A 17500-nucleotide genomic window follows, 5' to 3' on the forward strand; every position below is an offset into this window, starting at 1 on the left:
TATTAATGGTTTAGATATGCTTAGAGAAGTTTTAAGCACTCATTTTCAGTTCTAATGACTGTTTTGCTAGAAATAGCTTTTATGAGAATCCATGGTTACCCGGAAGTCAATTTGACTTTCATTGACATCTAATTGACCTAGTGTCAATAAGTGTCTAAAGTTTTGAAGTCCGAATGGATTTTTTAAATCTTTAAATTTGAACAATGTTCAAGAGAGTAGCGATGCTCAGATAGGGTAAACAAGGATAAAAAGTTAATTAACGAGTTTTTTTAACAAAAAATAGAAAGATTAACAATTTAAGCCTTTGATAATAAAAAGTATAGGAAACTATAGTTTTGGAAAAGCGAAGAGAGATCTTCGCTTTTTTTTTACATGTTTCTAAACAAATAAAATAAACATAATAATATTTATAAAATTAAATTAGTCATATAATTTAAATTTCTTTATTAAATTCGCGTAAAATAAAAAATGGTCGCGTAGCTCAGCTGGATAGAGCATCTGCCTTCTAAGCAGACGGTCACAGGTTCGAATCCTGTCGCGATCACAATTTTTCAAAGATGGATAAATCAAAAATTTGGAGATTTAAAAAAACTCTTTCATTCTTATCAAAACACTGCCAACATTCAGAAAGAATTCTTGATTTAGGAACATCTAATGATTTATCAAAATTCATAAAGCAAAAAGGTTTTAATATAAAAAACACATCAGGTGAAAATTTAGATATTGATTTTCAATCTGTTCTAAATCCTAATATTGACTTAATTACCGCATTTGAAATTTTTGAACACATGCTAGCTCCTTTTAATGTATTAAATCAAATAAAGGCTTCTAAATTAATTGCTTCAGTTCCATTAAAACTCTGGTTTGCTAATGCGTATTGGAACGAACAAGACGATTGGGATAAACACTATCATGAATTTGAAGAAAAGCAATTTAATTTTTTATTGCAAAAAACAGGATGGAAGATTATTGATTCTGAAAAGTGGGCTCCAAAATCTGACTTTAAATTTGGTGTTAGACCAATTTTAAGGATGTTTACAAAAAGATATTACATTGTATATTGTGAAAGGATTAGTTCTTAATGTTTTCTAGGTCTAGAAGAAATGAATATTCAAGTGAAATTTCCTTATACCTTTTAAATCTACCAGACGCACCACCATGACCAACATCCATATTACAATCCATCAATAAAAGATTTTGATCAGTTTTCATTTCTCTCAATTTTGCAATCCATTTTGCAGGTTCCCAATACTGAACTTGACTATCCCAATAACCAGTAGTAATTAGAAGATTGGGATATTCTTTAGACTCAATATTATCATAAGGAGAGTAAGATTTAATATAATCATAGTAAATTGAATCTTTTGGGTTTCCCCATTCATCAAATTCTCCAGTAGTTAATGGTATTGATTCGTCTAGCATTGTTGATACAACATCTACAAATGGAACTCCAGCAATTACTCCGCGCCATAAATCTGGTCTCATATTAATAACGGCACCCATCAGTAGACCACCCGCACTGCCTCCAGAAGCATAAAGATGTTTAATAGAGGTATATTTTTTAGAAATTAAAAATTCAGCACAGTCAATAAAATCATAGAAAGTATTTTTTTTATTTAATAGTTTACCATCTTCATACCATTTACGTCCTAATTCTTCGCCACCTCTAATATGAGCAATAGCAAAAACAAAACCTCTATCTAACAAGCTAAGTCTTACTGAGCTAAAATAAGGATCCATGCTATAACCATAGCTTCCATACCCATAAAGCAATAGGGGGTTCTTTGAATTTTTTTGAATCCCTTTTTTATACACTAATGAAATAGGAATTTTATTTCCGTCTCTTGAAATTGCATAATATCTTTTAGATTCATAATTATCAATAGAAAAATTATTACCCAACACTTCGTCTTGTTTTAACAAACTTTTTTCTTTAGTATCCATATTATAATCAAAAGTACTACTTGGTGTAGTTAAGGAAGTATAGCCATATCTCAAAATATTAGTATTATACTCGGGATTTGCCATCGTAGATACAGTGTACGCAGGATCATTAAATTTTATGTAATAACTTTTATTATTTTCCCAATTAATTATCCTAATGTTAGTTAATCCGTTTTTACGTTCTTCAACAACTAAATAATTCTTAAAAATATCAAGACCTTCAATTAAAATATTCTTATTATGTGGTATAACTTCTGTCCAGTATTCTTTTGATGGTTGTGAGATTAATGTTTTCATTAATCTAAAGTTTTTTGCTTTATAGTTAGTTAAAATATAGAAGTGATCTTCATAGTGATATAGATTGTATTCTAAATCCTTTTCTCTTTTTTGAACAATTTTAAAGTCTTGATTAGGTTTGTTAGCATCAATATATCTGTATTCAGAAGATAGAGTTTGATAACTACCTATTATAATATATTTTTTAGATTTAGATTTTGAAACATAACAATTGAAAGTATCATCTTTTTCTTCATAAACCAAAACATCTTGAGATTGTGGAGTCCCAAGTATGTGTTTATAGATTTGAAAAGACCTAAGTGTAATTGGATCTTGTTTAGTATAGAAAAATGTTTTATTATCATTAGCCCAAACACCTCTTCCAGTAGTATTTGAAATTTTATCAATTAATATTTCACCTGTATTTAAATTTTTAATATATAAAGTATATTCCCTTCTAGAAACAGTATCAACTCCGTAGATTAATAATTTCTCGTCTGGACTAACTGACAGACCAACAACTGAAAAATAATCAAAATTTACAGCCATTTTAGATACGTCAAGCATAATTTCTTCTTGTGACTGATCTTTTATCTTTTTTCTACAATGAAAAGGATATTCTTTATCTTTTTCAAACCTCGTGTAATAAGAATAATTATTAATTGTAATCGGAACGGAGGAGTCATCTTTTTTAATTCTATTTTTAATTTCATTAAAAAGTTTTTCTTGCAGGGACTCTGTATGTTTCATTTTAGATTTCAAATACTGATTTTCAGCATTTAAATAATTTAACACATCTTTAGTTTGTTGATCAGGATTTTTAGCTTCTTTTTGTTTATCAGTTAGACGCATCCAATAATAATTATCTAGTCTTTCATCACCATGAATAGATAGCTTTTCTGGATATTTTTTTGCAATAGGTGGTTCTACGTAGTTACTTTTATCTTTATTCATACAACATGTTAATAGTATTGATAATAAAAATATTATTCTCATCTAGATCTTAATTTTGCAAGTAGTCTAAGTATTTCTAAGTACAACCAAACTAAAGTAACAAGTAATCCAAATGCTCCAAACCATTCCATGTATTTAGGAGCACCTTTTTCTGCACCTTCTTCGATAAAATCAAAGTCTAACACTAAATTTAGTGATGCAATTACAACAATAAATAGGCTTACACCAATACTCATTAAACCTCCATTCAATGGATTTAAAACTTCAGGATAACTTCCTGTAAAAAAACTAACAACAAAGCTAACTATATAAAACACAGCTATACCAGCAGTAGCAGCAAATACGCCAAGTTTAAAGTTTTCGGTAGCAGCAATTATTTTAGTTTTATATGCGAATAATAATGAAAATAATATACCTAATGTAAGTAAAATAGCTTGAGATACAATTCCATCAAAACTTCCATCGGCTGGTGCTAATTCATTTTCATAAATTTGAGAAACTGCTCCAAGAGCTAGTCCTTTTAAAAATGCATATATAGGTACAGTAATAGGAGACCATTCTTTTTTAAAAATTGTAATTATTGCAACAATAAAACCTCCGATGAAACCGGGAAAAATAAGCCAATTATAATTACCTGAAAAAGTAAATGTACCTGCAGCAATTAATATAAGTAAGCTTATAGCTGTTTTATTTACTGTACCATTAATTGTCATGACTTCATCGGATGAAATAGTAACTCCTTTGAATGTTTCTGCTGAAAGAGCAGGATTTCCAGAACGCATAGAAAGATGATTCGACATATTATATATATTTTAATTTAATAGTTTAAAATTATGAAAAAATATATTATTGTTTACATATTTTTTTTCTTTATATAGAATAGTTGTTCTAAATTAAAAATTTAGATTGCAAAAAATCATTTCTATCTTTTAGTTTTACATATCTTTGTCAGGCAGAAAATCATAAATTATGAACAAAAAACAAAAATTAATAGCTTTTATTGGAGCTTTCTTTATACTAGTTACATTTCTTATTGTAAAAAATAAAACCAATCAATCAATAAGTGACCCTCAAACCAATACTAAAAAAGTTAATACTATAGATTGTACAAATATTAAGCAGATCAACACTAAACCCTTAATTGAATTATCTGGTCGAATAACATCTTCAAATAAGATAAATATTATTTCGGAAGTAAATGGAGTATCAAAAGTTCAGTATTCTAGGTTTGAAGTAGGAGAAATATTTAAAAAAGGAGATATTTTATTGAGTATTGATGATGGTGATATTGAATTAGAATTAAAGTCTATAAAAAGCCAATTTTTAGCACTTTTATTACAAGTTTTAGCCGATGTAAAAATGGATTTCCCATCTTTAGGAAATAAATTACAATCATATGTTAATAATTTTAACCTAGATTCTCCAATTCCAAATCTTCCTAAGATTACGCAACTAAAAGCACGTAATTTTTTTGCTTCTAGACAAGTTTTTGCAAATTACTATACAATAAAATCTTTAGAAAAAAGAATTGATAAGTTTAAAATAAAAGCACCATTTGAAGGAGTACTAACTAAAGTTTTAATTGATCCAGGTTCTAGTATTATAATTGGACAACCATTAGGGGAATTTATTAATTTAAACAACTATGAGATGAATGGGTCTGTTAGTGTTAATGACTCTAAACTTATTGAAAAAGGAGATACTGTTTTAATAACTTCTAATGACCTGAATTCAACAATTAAAGGAAGTGTTAGTAGAGTAGGGAGTCATATCAACGAATTAACTCAAAGTGTTGATGTTTTTGTATCGGTAAATGATAACAGAGTCAAAGATGGCATGTTTATTACTGGTGAAATTATTTGTAACGATCTTGATAATGTGGTGAAAATTGAAAGATCAAAAATTACAAGAGAAAATCAGGTTTACACGATAGTTGAAAATCAGTTAAAACTTAAAAATATAGATGTAATTTGTTATCAAAATGATTCTGTAATTATTAACGGCTTAAATATTAGTGACTGTGTGGTTAATCAATATAGAAATTATTTTTATAATAATATGTTAATAAACTGAATTCCATGAAAGGACTTATATCTTATTTTATAAAATATCCTATCACTGCAAATCTATTAATGTTTTTAATATTTGCTTTTGGTATAGTTGGTTTAAACAGTTTAAGATCAACTTTTTTTCCAGAAATGGAAAGCCGATTAATATCAGTTCAAGTACTAGCATCTGGTTTGTCTCCATTGGAAATAGAAGAATCAATCACTAAAAAAGTTGAATATAAAGTAGAATCTGTTGCAGGTGTCAAAGATATTACATCATCTTCGTCTGAAAATATTGCTATGATTAATATAGAGATGGAAAGAGGAGCAAATATGTACGTTGGTCTACAAAATATAAACAATGCAATAGATCAAATTAGATTTAATGTTGATGTTGAAGAAATATTTATTAGAAAAATTGAATTTGTTATGCCAACGATTAGCTTTTCTATTAACTCTAATAATGATTTAGATTATCTACATCATGTTGTCAACGATATAGAAGATGAATTAAAGTCTGTTGACGGTATCTCTGAGATTTCAATAACTGGTATGCCTGAAAAAGAAGTTGAAATTGCGGTAAGTGAAGAACGTCTTTTGGCTTTTAACTTATCAATGGAAGAAATTAATCAAAGTATACTTAGAAAGAATATTAATTTATCAGGGGGAATGATAGAGGTTAATGATAAGCAATATTTATTAAGATCAAATAATAAATTTAATACTGCTAAAGAAATTCAAAATATTATTATTAGAGTTAATAAGAATGGGTCAATTATATATCTTAAGGATGTGGCAGATGTTAAAGACACTTGGTCTACCAATACCATGGAGAGGTTTAGGAATAATAAGCGATCAGTAAACGTTACTGTAAGTAATACTGAGACTCAAGATATTATATTTATTGCTGATTACATTAGACAGTATGTTTCTGACCTAAATATTAGTAATACTAATATAGATGCAAAAGTATTATTTGACGCTTCAAACCCACTAAAACAAAGAATAGAATTACTTTCTAAGAATGGAATTATAGGCTTTTGTCTAGTATTATTATTTTTAACCATGTTCCTCCATCCTAGAGTATCTTTTTGGGTGGCACTTAGTATACCTATTTCTTTTTTGGGAATGTTTTTCTTAGCTCCAGCTCCGCCTATTACAATCAATATGATGACAATGTATGCTATGATATTAGTAATTGGAATTTTAGTTGATGATGGTATTATTATTGGAGAAAATATAATTCGAAAGTTTGAAAGTGGACTTGATAGATATAGTGCTGCAGTAGAAGGGACAATGGAAGTGTTTCCAGCTGTTTTTGCAGGGGTTTCTACTACGGCTGTAGCTTTCCTATCTTTTTTCTTTTTTGAGGGTATGATGGGTGAATTTGGTTGGCAAATGGGATTTGTTGTGATTACTACATTAATTTTCTCATTAGTTGAAGGTGCTTTTATTCTTCCAGCTCATATTGCATACTCAAAGGCACTAGATAAGAACATTAAAAAAAATAAACTATCAGTCTATTTTAATCAAAAAATAAACCATTTAAGAGATGAGTATTATAAACCAATCTTAAGATACTTAATGAATAAAACTCATGTGGCTTATGTCATTTTTATTGGTTTATTCATTCTATTTGTGTTTGGTAGTGGAGTCAATTTTACTTTCTTCCCCTCTGTTGAGCTAGATGATTTATATATAGAATTTAAAACTAAACCAGGGACAACTATGGAAAAAACCAAGTTGTATGCTGATGACATCTTAAATACGGTTAAAAGAGTAGAACAAAAATTATTAGACTCCTTAAATACAGATGTATTTAATGAAATAGAAATTAAAATAGGTCCAGAGTCTCATAAAGGAACTGTAGATATATTTATGACACCTCCGGAAAGTAGAGGTATAAGAGCTTATGATATAGTAAAAATTATAAGATCAGAGCTTGGTGACATCCCTGATTTAGAAAATTTAATTATTGGAGTAGGAGATCCATTTGGGAGACCACTTGCTTTTGCATTATTAGGTAATAATACAGAAGAACTAGAAGCTGCAACTATTATGTTTACACAACAATTAAAAGAAGTTCAAGGAGTTTCAGCTACATCAAGTAATTATGAATATGGGCCCAATGAAATTAATTTTACTTTAAATCAAAATGCTAAAAGTCTAGGTTTAAGTAATTATGAGATATTATTTCAAGTTCGTCAAGCATTCTTTGGTACACAAGTTCAAGATTTACAAACATTAGACGATGAAATGAAACTGTGGATTAGATTCAATGAAGATGAAAGAAATTCTTTTTCTTCTCTTGAAAACATGAAAATTCAAACAAATAGTGGTGTGTTCCCCTTAAAGGAACTTGTGAACTTTAGTATTGATAATAAGGTTCTTAGTATTAATAGAAAAAATGGCAAAAAAATTGTTGAGATAGAAGGTGAATTGGCAAGTTCAACTTCTTATAGTTCTGATATTATTGCAGAAGTAGAAAATAAATTATTTCCATTAATTCAAGAAAAGTATCCAACAGTAAGTTTAGAATTATCTGGATCTTCTGATGAAGGTACAATTACAGCTAATTCTATGAAAAAAATTATGCCTGTCTTTTCATTATTGATATTATGTATTGTTCTTATTACCTTTAGATCTAAAGCACAAACATTGATTGTATTTTTTTTAATGCCATTTACTCTTGTTGGAGTTTATTTTGGACATTTATTGCATGGAATGCCTATTAGCGTGCTTTCAGGTTTTGGTGTTGTTGCATTAATTGGAGTTCTTGTTAATGATGCTCTTGTCTTTATTACCTCATTTAATTTAAGACTACGTAATGGAGAACAATTTCTAAAAGCATTAGAGGAGACTGCTCTAACTAGATTTAGACCAATTGTTCTAACTACAATAACTACAGTATTTGGTTTATTACCTCTTATTTTTGAAAAAAGTATTCAAGCTCAATTTTTAATTCCAATGGCAATATCACTTAGTTATGGTATTATTATGGCTACATTATTAACCTTGTTATTACTACCAATCATGTTGCTCACAGTCAATAATATTAGATTGTATTTTGGCAAGGCTAATAATAGAGAACAGGTTGAACCTTCAGTTAAAGAATTAAAAAACCAATTATGAAAAAATATATAATAATTATTTTTTGTATTACATCTTTAGCATACGCTCAAAATACTATAACATTGGAGCAGGCGATACAATACGGCCTTACAAATAGTAAGGATCTAGCAATAGCTAAAAATGATGTAGAGATTATTAAAAACACCAATCATGTTGGTGCTGCTGGTTTGCTACCAATGATTAATATTTCATCTGGTTATAATGGCTCTGTTAATGATACTGAACTAGAATTTAACTCATTCCTAGATTTTGGGAGTGATATGGGCTCTGAAATTGAAGCATCTGAAGCTAGATCTTCAAATATAAACTCTTCTATTGGTCTGACATATAAGTTGTTTGGTGGATTTAGTGGAATCTATACTTTAAATAAATTTAAAAATCAAAATAGTATTGCTGATAATAATATAAGATATCAAGTTGAAAATAAAATACTAGAAATTATACAACAGTATTATGATCTTCTTAATCAACAAAACATTCATTCAATCTTTAAAACAAGTTATAATATATCTCTTGATAGATATCAGCAAGCTCTAGAAAAACACAATTATGGTGCAATATCAAAATTAGACTTACTTAATGCAGAAGTTGATTTAAATCAAAATAAAATAAATCTTGAAGAAGCAATGATTAATCTCCATTCTAGTAGACAAGGAATGTCTCTGTTGCTTGGTGTTCCTGACTCAACGATATCCTTAAAACATGAATTTAACTTTAACTACAATCTTAAATTAGATGATTTAACTAAACAAACTAAATCAAATAATACTAGTATAATTATTTCAGAGTTAAATTATAAAGTTTCAGAATATGAATTAAAAATAGCAAAATCATCATTTTCTCCTAATATTGATTTCTTTTCCTCATATTCTTATAGTAATATACAGAGCGAAACAAGTTTCATAAGTAAACAAAATAATTATGGTCTTGTTGCAGGCTTAAATGTTGAAATACCTATATTTTCAGCTAACATGAGAAGAAAAGCCTTTAAAAGCGCTAAAATAAACCTTGAATCAAAAGAATTGTCTCGTAAACAAATTCAAGAAACTATTATTACTGCTCTCGCGACCGCTTATTATAATTATAGTGAATCGTTAAATAATTTAGATCTATTAAAGAAAAATCTTAAAACAATAGAAAAAAAAGCTCAAATAAGTAGAGACCTATATGATTCTGGTCAATTAAGTAATTTAGAGTATAGAGAATCACAAATGCTTTTAGATCAAGCTGAAATTAACTACAGTGCTAAACTATCTGCTACAAAAATTCAAGAATATATTATTTATCAATTATCAGGTCAATTACAAAAAAAATAATCTATGTCATTATTACAATTAGGAAAAACAAATTTTAAACTATCAAAAATAGGTTTGGGATGTTGGCAGTTTAGTAAAAACAAGGGTTTTGCAGGAAGCTTTTGGCCTAGTTTATCAGATGACAATACAACAGAAATAGTAAAACAATCTATTGATGGAGGCATAAACTGGTTTGATACAGCTGAATTATATGGATGGGGTAAGTCTGAAAAAGGATTGTCTCAAGCACTCAATAAATTAAAGATTAATAAAAATACTCACTTTATTGCAACAAAGTGGTGGCCCCTTTTTAGACTATCATCCTCTATAAAAAAGACAATAGATAAACGATTAAAATATCTAGATGATTATCCCATAACTCTTCATCAAGTACATATGCCACTAGGGTTTTCAAGTATTGAAGCAGAAATGAATGCTATGGCAGATCTTGTTGAACAGGAAAAAATAAAGCATATAGGTGTCAGCAATTTTAATCAAAAACAAATGATTAGAGCTCATAGAGCACTCGAAAAAAGAGGACTGCATCTTTCATCTAATCAAATGGAATATAGTATTTTAAATAGAAGAATTGAATCTAATGGTGTTCTTGAAACCGCTAAAGAACTTAATATCTCTATTATCGCTTATTCTCCCTTAACTCAAGGAATTGCAACTGGTAAGTTTCATGACAACCCTGCACTACTAAAAAATCTTCACCGTTGGAGAAAAGTAAAATTAAATAAACGAAATTTAAATATTGCAAATTCTTTACCANTTGTTAATGAATTAAAAGCTATTGCTAAACATCATAGTGCTACTCCAGCACAAATTGCTTTATGCTGGCTTATTAATTATCATAATAATGTGTTTGCTATACCAGGTGCAACTTCTATTAAGCAAGCGGAAGATAATGTTAAAGCACTNAAGATCGATCTATCAAAAGAAGAATTGGATAAATTACATTATATTTCAACTAAATTTATTTAAATGATTAATTATAAATATCCTCTTTCAAGTTTTATTATTGCAATGCTAATGATATCTGCTTGTGATCCAGATGATGATTCCCTTAATGAAATAAATCATACAATAACAGTTGATGAGACCAAAATTAATAGAAAAGTACTGATCGTAGGTATTGATGGTTTTAGAAGTGATGTGATGAATTTAACAAGTACTCCGTTTATCAATGAAGTTATTCAAAATAAAAACACATACTCTAACATAAATCATATTACAGAAGGAATAACATACAGCGGTCCCAATTGGTCTTCTATACTAACTGGAGTACATATGGATAAACATAATGTTTTAAATAATGATTTTGATAATAACAACTACAGTGAATACCCTTCATTTTTTCATTATATCACCTTGGCTGACAGTACTAAAAAAACTGCATCTATAGTTAATTGGATACCAATCAATACTTATCTAATGAATGACTATACTGACTATGCTCCACTAGACTATATAAATGATTCAGAAGTACTTGAAAAAACAAAAAATTTACTATTAAACAACAATCCGCTTAATTCTGATGTTATTTTCATTCACTTTGATGAACTAGATGCAACCGGGCATGCTCATGGCTTTAGTGGTAATATTCAAGAGTATGTAGACAAAGTCAATCAATTAGACTCATACACATCAGAACTTTATGAAATCATTCAAAATAAAAGATTAAACGGAGAAGATTGGTTATTTATGGTGGTCTCTGATCATGGTGGAGAAGGCACAAGTCATGGTGATGCTAATGATCCTAACATTAACAGAACTATTTTTATTACTGAACACCCATCAGTAGAATTTCAGGCTAATTGTTGTTATTTTTCTAGTCAAGCAGATATAGGACCAACTATTTTAAATTTTCTCGGCATTTTTTCTTCTAAGTTTGAAGACACAACTGATGGCTATTCAATCATTCTAAATTAGTAATTTATTTAAAGTACTTGACTAATTGAGTAATGATAATAGAATAATTAGTTTTTTTTTTATCATAAATCATTATATTTAATAGAATAATAGATAAACCCCCAAAATAGATGAAAAATTATTTTATTTTAACAATTTCAATACTGTTAGTTTTTTCTAGCTGTAGAAAAGAAGAATTCCCTTTAGAATTTAATCTAAGATGCTCAATTACCAATCCAATTGGTGTCTTAATAGAATGGGAACAAGTAGATGAACACCCTAGACACGAGGTTGTTGATAGAAGAATAAAAGGAACAACAGAATGGTACCAAATCGTTGCACTTGAAGAAGATGAAAGAGAATTTTATGATACAGATATGCCCTCATTTTTAGACTCATGGATGACTGAACCAATCATATACGAGTATAGATTAAGAAGTTATCCTGAAAATAATTCAGGAATACCTGCAGATGAAAATAGTAATAATGGACTAATGTACTCTAATATTGGCACAGGCTATGTAGGATGCGAACCAGGTTGTTGGTTTGAACTATTAGCGCAGGAAACCGGTGGTGAATATAGTGTTGCTGGAACCTCAGACAACCTAGTTGCTACCATTATTGATGTTATTAATTCACATGCAAATGAAAATTCTGATTTAATGTTTTTAATTGATAAAACTGGTAGTATGGGGGATGATATTGATGAGGTGAGAGATGGACTAACTGATATAATCGATATTTTACCCAACAACTGTAGACTTGGATTAGCAACATATGGAGATTTAGCGTGTGACAGTTTATGGACTAGTGGAAATTGGTTTGATTTTCAAAATTTAACAGAAGATCATGATTTAATTCAAGAATTAGTTGACGGTCTATCAACTACAGGTGGTTGTGATTACCCGGAATCAGTGTTCGATGGTATTTACAGATGTATAAATCAAGGTTTCTGGGAATCAGATAATAAACTTATTTTAGTGATAGGTGATGCACCACCATTAATTCAACCGTGCACATTACCACTAACAAGTCTTCAACCTTTTGAATGTACTGAATACAGTGCAATGGAAGTTATAGAATTATGCAATAGTTCAGAAATTGTTGCTAATTTATATCCTATATTAGTTTATTAACTAATATGGATGGAATTACCTAATGATGGTTCTGTATAAAAGAAATATAATTTAGAATAGTAAAAAAATTTAAAGTTATTATTGACATTAATTATAAGTTATAATTTATAAATTTATTTTATTAAAGATTATTATAGTTTTTCTTAAATGAATTTTATCTGGAATCATAAAATAAAAATATTCATAGGCATTATTATATTATTTTTATTTTCATTATTCTCAATTGCAAATACAAAAATTTTTTTCGACACTGAGAGAATAATTAATGAAATCTCCAATGAAGATGAATTATCTAAATTAATTGATGACGAAAATCTTATTTTTTTTGGCATAAGCACAAAATATGCTCTTAACTATAAGGACTTTCAGGAATTAAAAAATATTCACGATACAATTAGACGCTTAAAAAGTGTCAAAACAGTAAATAGTATAATCAATGAACGCAAAATAATAAGCTCTGGATTATTTCCCATTACATCCAAAGTTTTAAACCTCAAAGATCTAGATAGTTTTAACCAAACAATTAATACGAAAAAGTTCATAGAAAGTAGCTTTTTAGACTCAACTAAAACAAAGTTTTTTTTTCTCATCGAAGCTGAGAACAACCTTTCAGTTGAAAGTAGAAATTTATTAATCAATAAACTATATGATTTCGAATTAACGGATTTAAGTACTGAATTATTTATTTCAGGCAGGATACCAAGTGAGGTGTATTTTCAAAAGAAAGTAATAAGAGAGTTTATTATTTTAACTACTATCAGTGCAATCTTTTGTTTCATCTTACTATATTTTTTAACTACCAATCTAAGATTAATACTCTTAACAATATCTAGTGTTATTATTAGTATTATTGTAACACTCTCACTGTCTACAATTCTCTTTAACGGATTAGAAATGATTATGATTATTTCTCCAGCAATTTTATTTATAGTCTGTATTTCAGATGCAATGCATTATACATCTAATCAGATTTATAATAAAAATAAAATAGATTTTTTTAAAAACAGAGTTGATAAAATAGGTAAAGCAATACTTTTAACATCTATAACTACTTCCTTAAGCTTTTTAACTTTTTTATTTAATGATATTATTCCAATTGCAAGATTTGGTATCATTACATCTTTTGGAATACTATTTACCCTAATTATAGTAACAATAATTTATGCAATTGCTATTGATTATGAATTTAATCAGGTAAAACAATACAAAATTTTTAAAAGATTTATTGATCACATCATTAAGTTTAGCCTATCTGAAAAGAAATACAAATTTCATATATTCATGTTTTTACTTTTTATTTTAGGTATATATAGTGTCACACAAATTAAAATTGACAATTATTTAACTGATGAGGTAAATAAAAACTCTGAAATGTATAAGGAGGTTAGTTTTTTTGATAGATATTTTGGTGGAATTAAACCAATCCACTTCTACATTAATAATCTAACATTGGATAATGATGTATTATTAGAATTTGAAGAAGATTTAAAGAAAAATAACATTAAGATAGATGTATCAAACATACAAGTATCAAATAATATATTATCTACTCGGTTGCCAATATATTCGCAACTAGATTCTCAATACTTATTAATGTGCAGAATGAAAGATATTGGAGCTTTAGCTACAAATGATATTATTTATAAATTAAGAGAAAAATATGACTCAAAGTTAATAATAAAACCAGGTGGAGTAGGGTATGTTTTTGATAACATTTCTTTTAATTTAACAAAAAAACTAATAATCGGACTATTAATTGCAGTATCATCAATAGGTTTTATTTTTTTCTTTTTAACAAAATTTAAATTTAATTTTTTTATAATATCAATAATTCCTAATCTAATACCAATTATTTTAACCTTAGGTATTATACAGTTCTTTAATTTTTATTTTAGTCTTTCAAACGCATTTATATTTACTATTGTATTTGGTCTCATCGTAGATGATTCAATACATATTATTAGTGCTTATATTAGAAGATCACAAAATAATGAAGATTATATAATTAAAAGTGTAGTTAAAACCACGGGAAAGGCTGTGTTAAAAACTACTTTTGTTATAATATTTTGTCTTTTACCGCTTGTGTTCTCAGAATTTAAATCTGTATCACAGTTAGGTACTATAACAATAATTTGTGCAGTTTTTGCAGTTTTATTTGACTTGATATATTTACCCTTAATGATAAAACACACACAAAACCAATAAAGAGGATAGAATCTATTACCAAATATCCTAATCACTATTTAACATAATAATAATTATAGGACATTTATTAATATTTATATTATATAAATAATTATTTAAATGAGCTATATTTGAAAATAATACCCCCATAGATGAGAATATATTATTTTTTAATTTTTTTTACATACTTTTTTTGCAATAGTCAAAATCAGATATCAAACATATATTCATTTGGAAGCGAAAAAACTGAAAGGCTTCATGACATAATCAACACTTCTGATGGTGAATTTATAATAGTTGAATGAAAAACTTAAATCTTTAGAAAAGAATACTGGAAACAATATGACGCTAGGAATTCTTCCAGGAGCTTGGAGTGAATCACCAACACAAAATGATTTAATAAATATATTTAATAGCTCTGGAATTTTAGTAGGTAGCTCGAAGTTTAGAAATGAGGGAACTGTAATAACAATCTGGGGAGATGATGAATTAACGAATCATAAAGAAGGAATGTTGATTGGAGAAAAATTCATTTTAGAACTTTGGTCTTATAAAGATAAAACACCCTACCCGATTCATGTAAAATCTTGGGCTGAAGGTAACGGAGTATATAGTCTTGATGGAATTAGTGTCATAGATAATATTCAGATCATCAAAAATGAACCAATGAACAAGTCATACAAATTTGATATACTTGGAAGAAGTATTAAATCTGGAAAAAAATACCAAATAGAGCTGAAAAAGTATAATTCATGTAAAGTTGAAAAAACAATTATGTTTAACGACTAACTACTCAGTCATACAGTCTTTCATAATTTTAAGTAATTCATCTTTCCATTCACTCATCCATTGTGGATTTTCTCTGTATGGAGCCATCATTTCCTTTGTTTGACTATTACAATCAGTAAAAGCCTTTACACCTTCATCAGATGTGTCTTTAGCCAATTTTAAACAATTGCATGTCTGTAAGGCTGCTTCATTTGGGGTTAATTCTTTATTAGAGCAAGAAATAACAAAAAGAAAAAGACAGTTAAAAAACAAAAACTTGTATAATTTCATAATTATTTAGATTAAGTTGAATTTAAATTTAAAGAAAGATCACCAATTAATTTCCTTTTTATTGTAAAATCTTAAATATTCATTTGTTTTACTAAACGGTTTTGAACCAAAAAAGTTTTTGTAAGCTGAAAATGGAGATGGATGAGTACTTTCAATTACTAAATGTTTATTACGATCTATATATAAACCTTTTTGTTGAGCATATAATCCCCATAATAAAAAAACAATATTATTTTTTCTTTTAGAGATTAAATCAATTACAGAATCAGTAAATTTTTCCCAACCTTTCATTTTATGTGACCCAGGATTTCCTTTTCTTACTGTTAGAATTGAATTTAATAATAAAACACCTTGTTTTGCCCAATGGGTTAAATTTCCTGAACTTGAAATTTCTATAGACAAATCATTATGAAGTTCTTTTAATATATTTTTTAATGAGGGAGGTTGATTAATATTATCAACAACACTAAAAGATAATCCATGAGCTTGATTGGGTTTGTGATATGGATCCTGTCCAATTATAACAACCTTAATATCCTTAAAGTTACAAATATTGAAAGCATTAAAAATTATTTTTTTTGGAGGATAAATAATATGATTATCATACTCATTAATTAGAAAATCCATTAAACTTGAAAAATATTCCTTTTTAAATTCATTATTAAGCAAATTTTTCCATGAATTTTCAATATTTGGTCTCATAAAAAAGGGGGAATAAAATAATTCCCCCAATATAATCAATAAATCATTTAAAATGACTAACAATGATGAAGGTCAATTAAAATTTGATCTTTAATATTTTTCAAAACTATACATTGTTCATATTTCTCTAGTTCTTCAAATAAAAGTATAAGATTAAAAAAACCCTCAATTAATGAGTATTGTTTCTTTTTTTCTATATGATTAAGACAAAATTTAATAAAATTTTTATTTAAAGAATTATCAGAATGAACTTTTTTAATTTGATCAAATAAATCATCAATAGAAATATCATCAAATGGCCAATTGTATATTTTTCTATATTTTGTATCCTCTAGTATACATAGTATTTTTAATACTACTAAATTACACTGCTCCTCGTTTAAATTATCAAAAGTCATTTTCAAATAATATTATTTAATTGTAATTATTTTTGATATTGATTTTTTAACATCTCTTGAAATTTTAATTGATAAAATACCGTCTTTTAATTCTGCATTTATTTTATTTTCTAAAATATCATTAGGAAGTTTTATTGTTCTATTAAAAGAACTATTCCAAATATTATTATCTCTTTTATTAGTGTATTTTAAATCAAGAAAGTTATTATTAATTGATAATTGAATTTCATCTTTATTTGCACCTGGTAATGNAATNTCAATCTTATAATATTTTTCATCAGTTGAGAAATAAGAGTCGTTAGATTTATAATCTCTNATACTACAAGGTTTCAACATAAGATTGTCAAATAAATTATCAAATAGATCACGATTATTTTTGTTTTTAATTAATTCAAACATATTTTTAATTTTTGGTTAATACATTATATNTAGCATATATTATGCCATTTTATTTTTAG

General features: G+C 27.5%; 15 protein-coding genes and 1 tRNA gene. 10 read left to right on the top strand and 6 right to left on the bottom strand.

The features are described from left to right. The first annotated feature begins 470 nt into the window (after positions 1–470). Together CBD51_001640 and CBD51_001645 are read left to right on the top strand one after the other, a co-directional pair. Positions 471–547 (top strand) — tRNA-Arg (locus CBD51_001640). 10 nt (positions 548–557) lie between these two features. Next, positions 558–1082, top strand: coding sequence for a methyltransferase (locus CBD51_001645; GenBank protein ID RPG60136.1), 525 nt, complete (start codon positions 558–560; stop codon positions 1080–1082). Here the strand turns inward: CBD51_001645 and CBD51_001650 are convergent. Together CBD51_001650 and CBD51_001655 are read right to left on the bottom strand one after the other, a co-directional pair. Continuing rightward, a complete protein-coding gene (locus CBD51_001650) occupies positions 1072–3216 on the bottom strand; it encodes a S9 family peptidase (protein ID RPG60137.1) in 2145 nt (714 codons plus the stop codon). The genes CBD51_001645 and CBD51_001650 overlap by 11 nt on opposite strands. After that, on the bottom strand, positions 3213–3956 hold the full coding sequence (locus CBD51_001655; protein RPG60154.1) for a Bax inhibitor-1/YccA family protein: 744 nt from the start codon (positions 3954–3956) through the stop codon (positions 3213–3215). Before CBD51_001655 ends, CBD51_001650 begins: the two co-directional genes overlap by 4 nt. 187 nt (positions 3957–4143) lie before the next feature. On the opposite strand from CBD51_001655, the gene CBD51_001660 reads away from it, so the two are divergent. The 8 genes from CBD51_001660 to CBD51_001695 all read left to right on the top strand — a co-directional run bounded on the left by CBD51_001660 (position 4144) and on the right by CBD51_001695 (position 15672). After that, positions 4144–5247, top strand: a complete 1104-nt coding sequence (locus CBD51_001660) for an HlyD family efflux transporter periplasmic adaptor subunit (GenBank protein RPG60138.1) — start codon at positions 4144–4146, stop codon at positions 5245–5247. A gap of 5 nt (positions 5248–5252) precedes the next feature. Beyond that, the gene (locus CBD51_001665; GenBank protein RPG60139.1) at positions 5253–8354 is read left to right on the top strand and encodes an efflux RND transporter permease subunit; all 3102 of its coding nucleotides are present in this window, start codon (positions 5253–5255) and stop codon (positions 8352–8354) included. Further along, positions 8351–9670 (top strand): TolC family protein, encoded by a 1320-nt coding sequence (locus CBD51_001670; GenBank protein RPG60140.1) that lies wholly within the window; start codon positions 8351–8353, stop codon positions 9668–9670. The genes CBD51_001665 and CBD51_001670 overlap by 4 nt, the downstream gene beginning before the upstream one ends. 3 nt (positions 9671–9673) lie before the next feature. Further along, positions 9674–10636, top strand: a complete 963-nt coding sequence (locus CBD51_001675; GenBank protein ID RPG60141.1) for an aldo/keto reductase — start codon at positions 9674–9676, stop codon at positions 10634–10636. After that, the gene (locus CBD51_001680) at positions 10637–11584 is read left to right on the top strand and encodes a hypothetical protein (GenBank protein ID RPG60142.1); all 948 of its coding nucleotides are present in this window, start codon (positions 10637–10639) and stop codon (positions 11582–11584) included. A gap of 110 nt (positions 11585–11694) precedes the next feature. Then, complete coding sequence (locus CBD51_001685) at positions 11695–12699, top strand: VWA domain-containing protein (protein ID RPG60143.1); 1005 nt, start codon at positions 11695–11697, stop codon at positions 12697–12699. A 147-nt stretch (positions 12700–12846) separates the two neighbouring features. Continuing rightward, complete coding sequence (locus CBD51_001690; GenBank protein RPG60144.1) at positions 12847–14904, top strand: hypothetical protein; 2058 nt, start codon at positions 12847–12849, stop codon at positions 14902–14904. A 276-nt stretch (positions 14905–15180) separates the two neighbouring features. Beyond that, the gene (locus tag CBD51_001695; GenBank protein ID RPG60145.1) at positions 15181–15672 is read left to right on the top strand and encodes a hypothetical protein; all 492 of its coding nucleotides are present in this window, start codon (positions 15181–15183) and stop codon (positions 15670–15672) included. On the opposite strand, the gene CBD51_001700 is transcribed toward CBD51_001695, so the two are convergent. From CBD51_001700 to CBD51_001715, 4 genes are read right to left on the bottom strand one after another with little or no spacing between them, the layout of a single operon-like run. Next, complete coding sequence (locus tag CBD51_001700) at positions 15673–15942, bottom strand: hypothetical protein (GenBank protein RPG60146.1); 270 nt, start codon at positions 15940–15942, stop codon at positions 15673–15675. It abuts the gene before it with no gap. A 39-nt stretch (positions 15943–15981) separates the two neighbouring features. Beyond that, positions 15982–16644, bottom strand: coding sequence for a uracil-DNA glycosylase (locus tag CBD51_001705; protein ID RPG60147.1), 663 nt, complete (start codon positions 16642–16644; stop codon positions 15982–15984). 56 nt (positions 16645–16700) lie between these two features. Then, the gene (locus CBD51_001710) at positions 16701–17042 is read right to left on the bottom strand and encodes a hypothetical protein (GenBank protein RPG60148.1); all 342 of its coding nucleotides are present in this window, start codon (positions 17040–17042) and stop codon (positions 16701–16703) included. 12 nt (positions 17043–17054) lie between these two features. Further along, positions 17055–17441 carry an Hsp20/alpha crystallin family protein gene (locus tag CBD51_001715; GenBank protein ID RPG60149.1) on the bottom strand — a complete coding sequence of 129 codons (387 nt, stop codon included), beginning with the start codon at positions 17439–17441 and terminating at the stop codon, positions 17055–17057. Positions 17442–17500 lie beyond the last annotated feature (59 nt).

This window comes from Flavobacteriales bacterium TMED191, from assembly GCA_002171975.2.
Classification (GTDB): domain Bacteria; phylum Bacteroidota; class Bacteroidia; order Flavobacteriales; family TMED113.

Coding starts and splice junctions, on each gene's coding strand:
- CBD51_001650 (RPG60137.1), bottom strand. CDS start 3,216: ATGAGAATAATATTTTTATTATCAATACTATTAACATGTTGTATGAAT.
- CBD51_001660 (RPG60138.1), top strand. CDS start 4,144: ATGAACAAAAAACAAAAATTAATAGCTTTTATTGGAGCTTTCTTTATA.
- CBD51_001705 (RPG60147.1), bottom strand. CDS start 16,644: ATGAGACCAAATATTGAAAATTCATGGAAAAATTTGCTTAATAATGAA.
- CBD51_001665 (RPG60139.1), top strand. CDS start 5,253: ATGAAAGGACTTATATCTTATTTTATAAAATATCCTATCACTGCAAAT.
- CBD51_001700 (RPG60146.1), bottom strand. CDS start 15,942: ATGAAATTATACAAGTTTTTGTTTTTTAACTGTCTTTTTCTTTTTGTT.
- CBD51_001655 (RPG60154.1), bottom strand. CDS start 3,956: ATGCGTTCTGGAAATCCTGCTCTTTCAGCAGAAACATTCAAAGGAGTT.
- CBD51_001690 (RPG60144.1), top strand. CDS start 12,847: ATGAATTTTATCTGGAATCATAAAATAAAAATATTCATAGGCATTATT.
- CBD51_001710 (RPG60148.1), bottom strand. CDS start 17,042: ATGACTTTTGATAATTTAAACGAGGAGCAGTGTAATTTAGTAGTATTA.
- CBD51_001670 (RPG60140.1), top strand. CDS start 8,351: ATGAAAAAATATATAATAATTATTTTTTGTATTACATCTTTAGCATAC.
- CBD51_001680 (RPG60142.1), top strand. CDS start 10,637: ATGATTAATTATAAATATCCTCTTTCAAGTTTTATTATTGCAATGCTA.
- CBD51_001645 (RPG60136.1), top strand. CDS start 558: ATGGATAAATCAAAAATTTGGAGATTTAAAAAAACTCTTTCATTCTTA.
- CBD51_001685 (RPG60143.1), top strand. CDS start 11,695: ATGAAAAATTATTTTATTTTAACAATTTCAATACTGTTAGTTTTTTCT.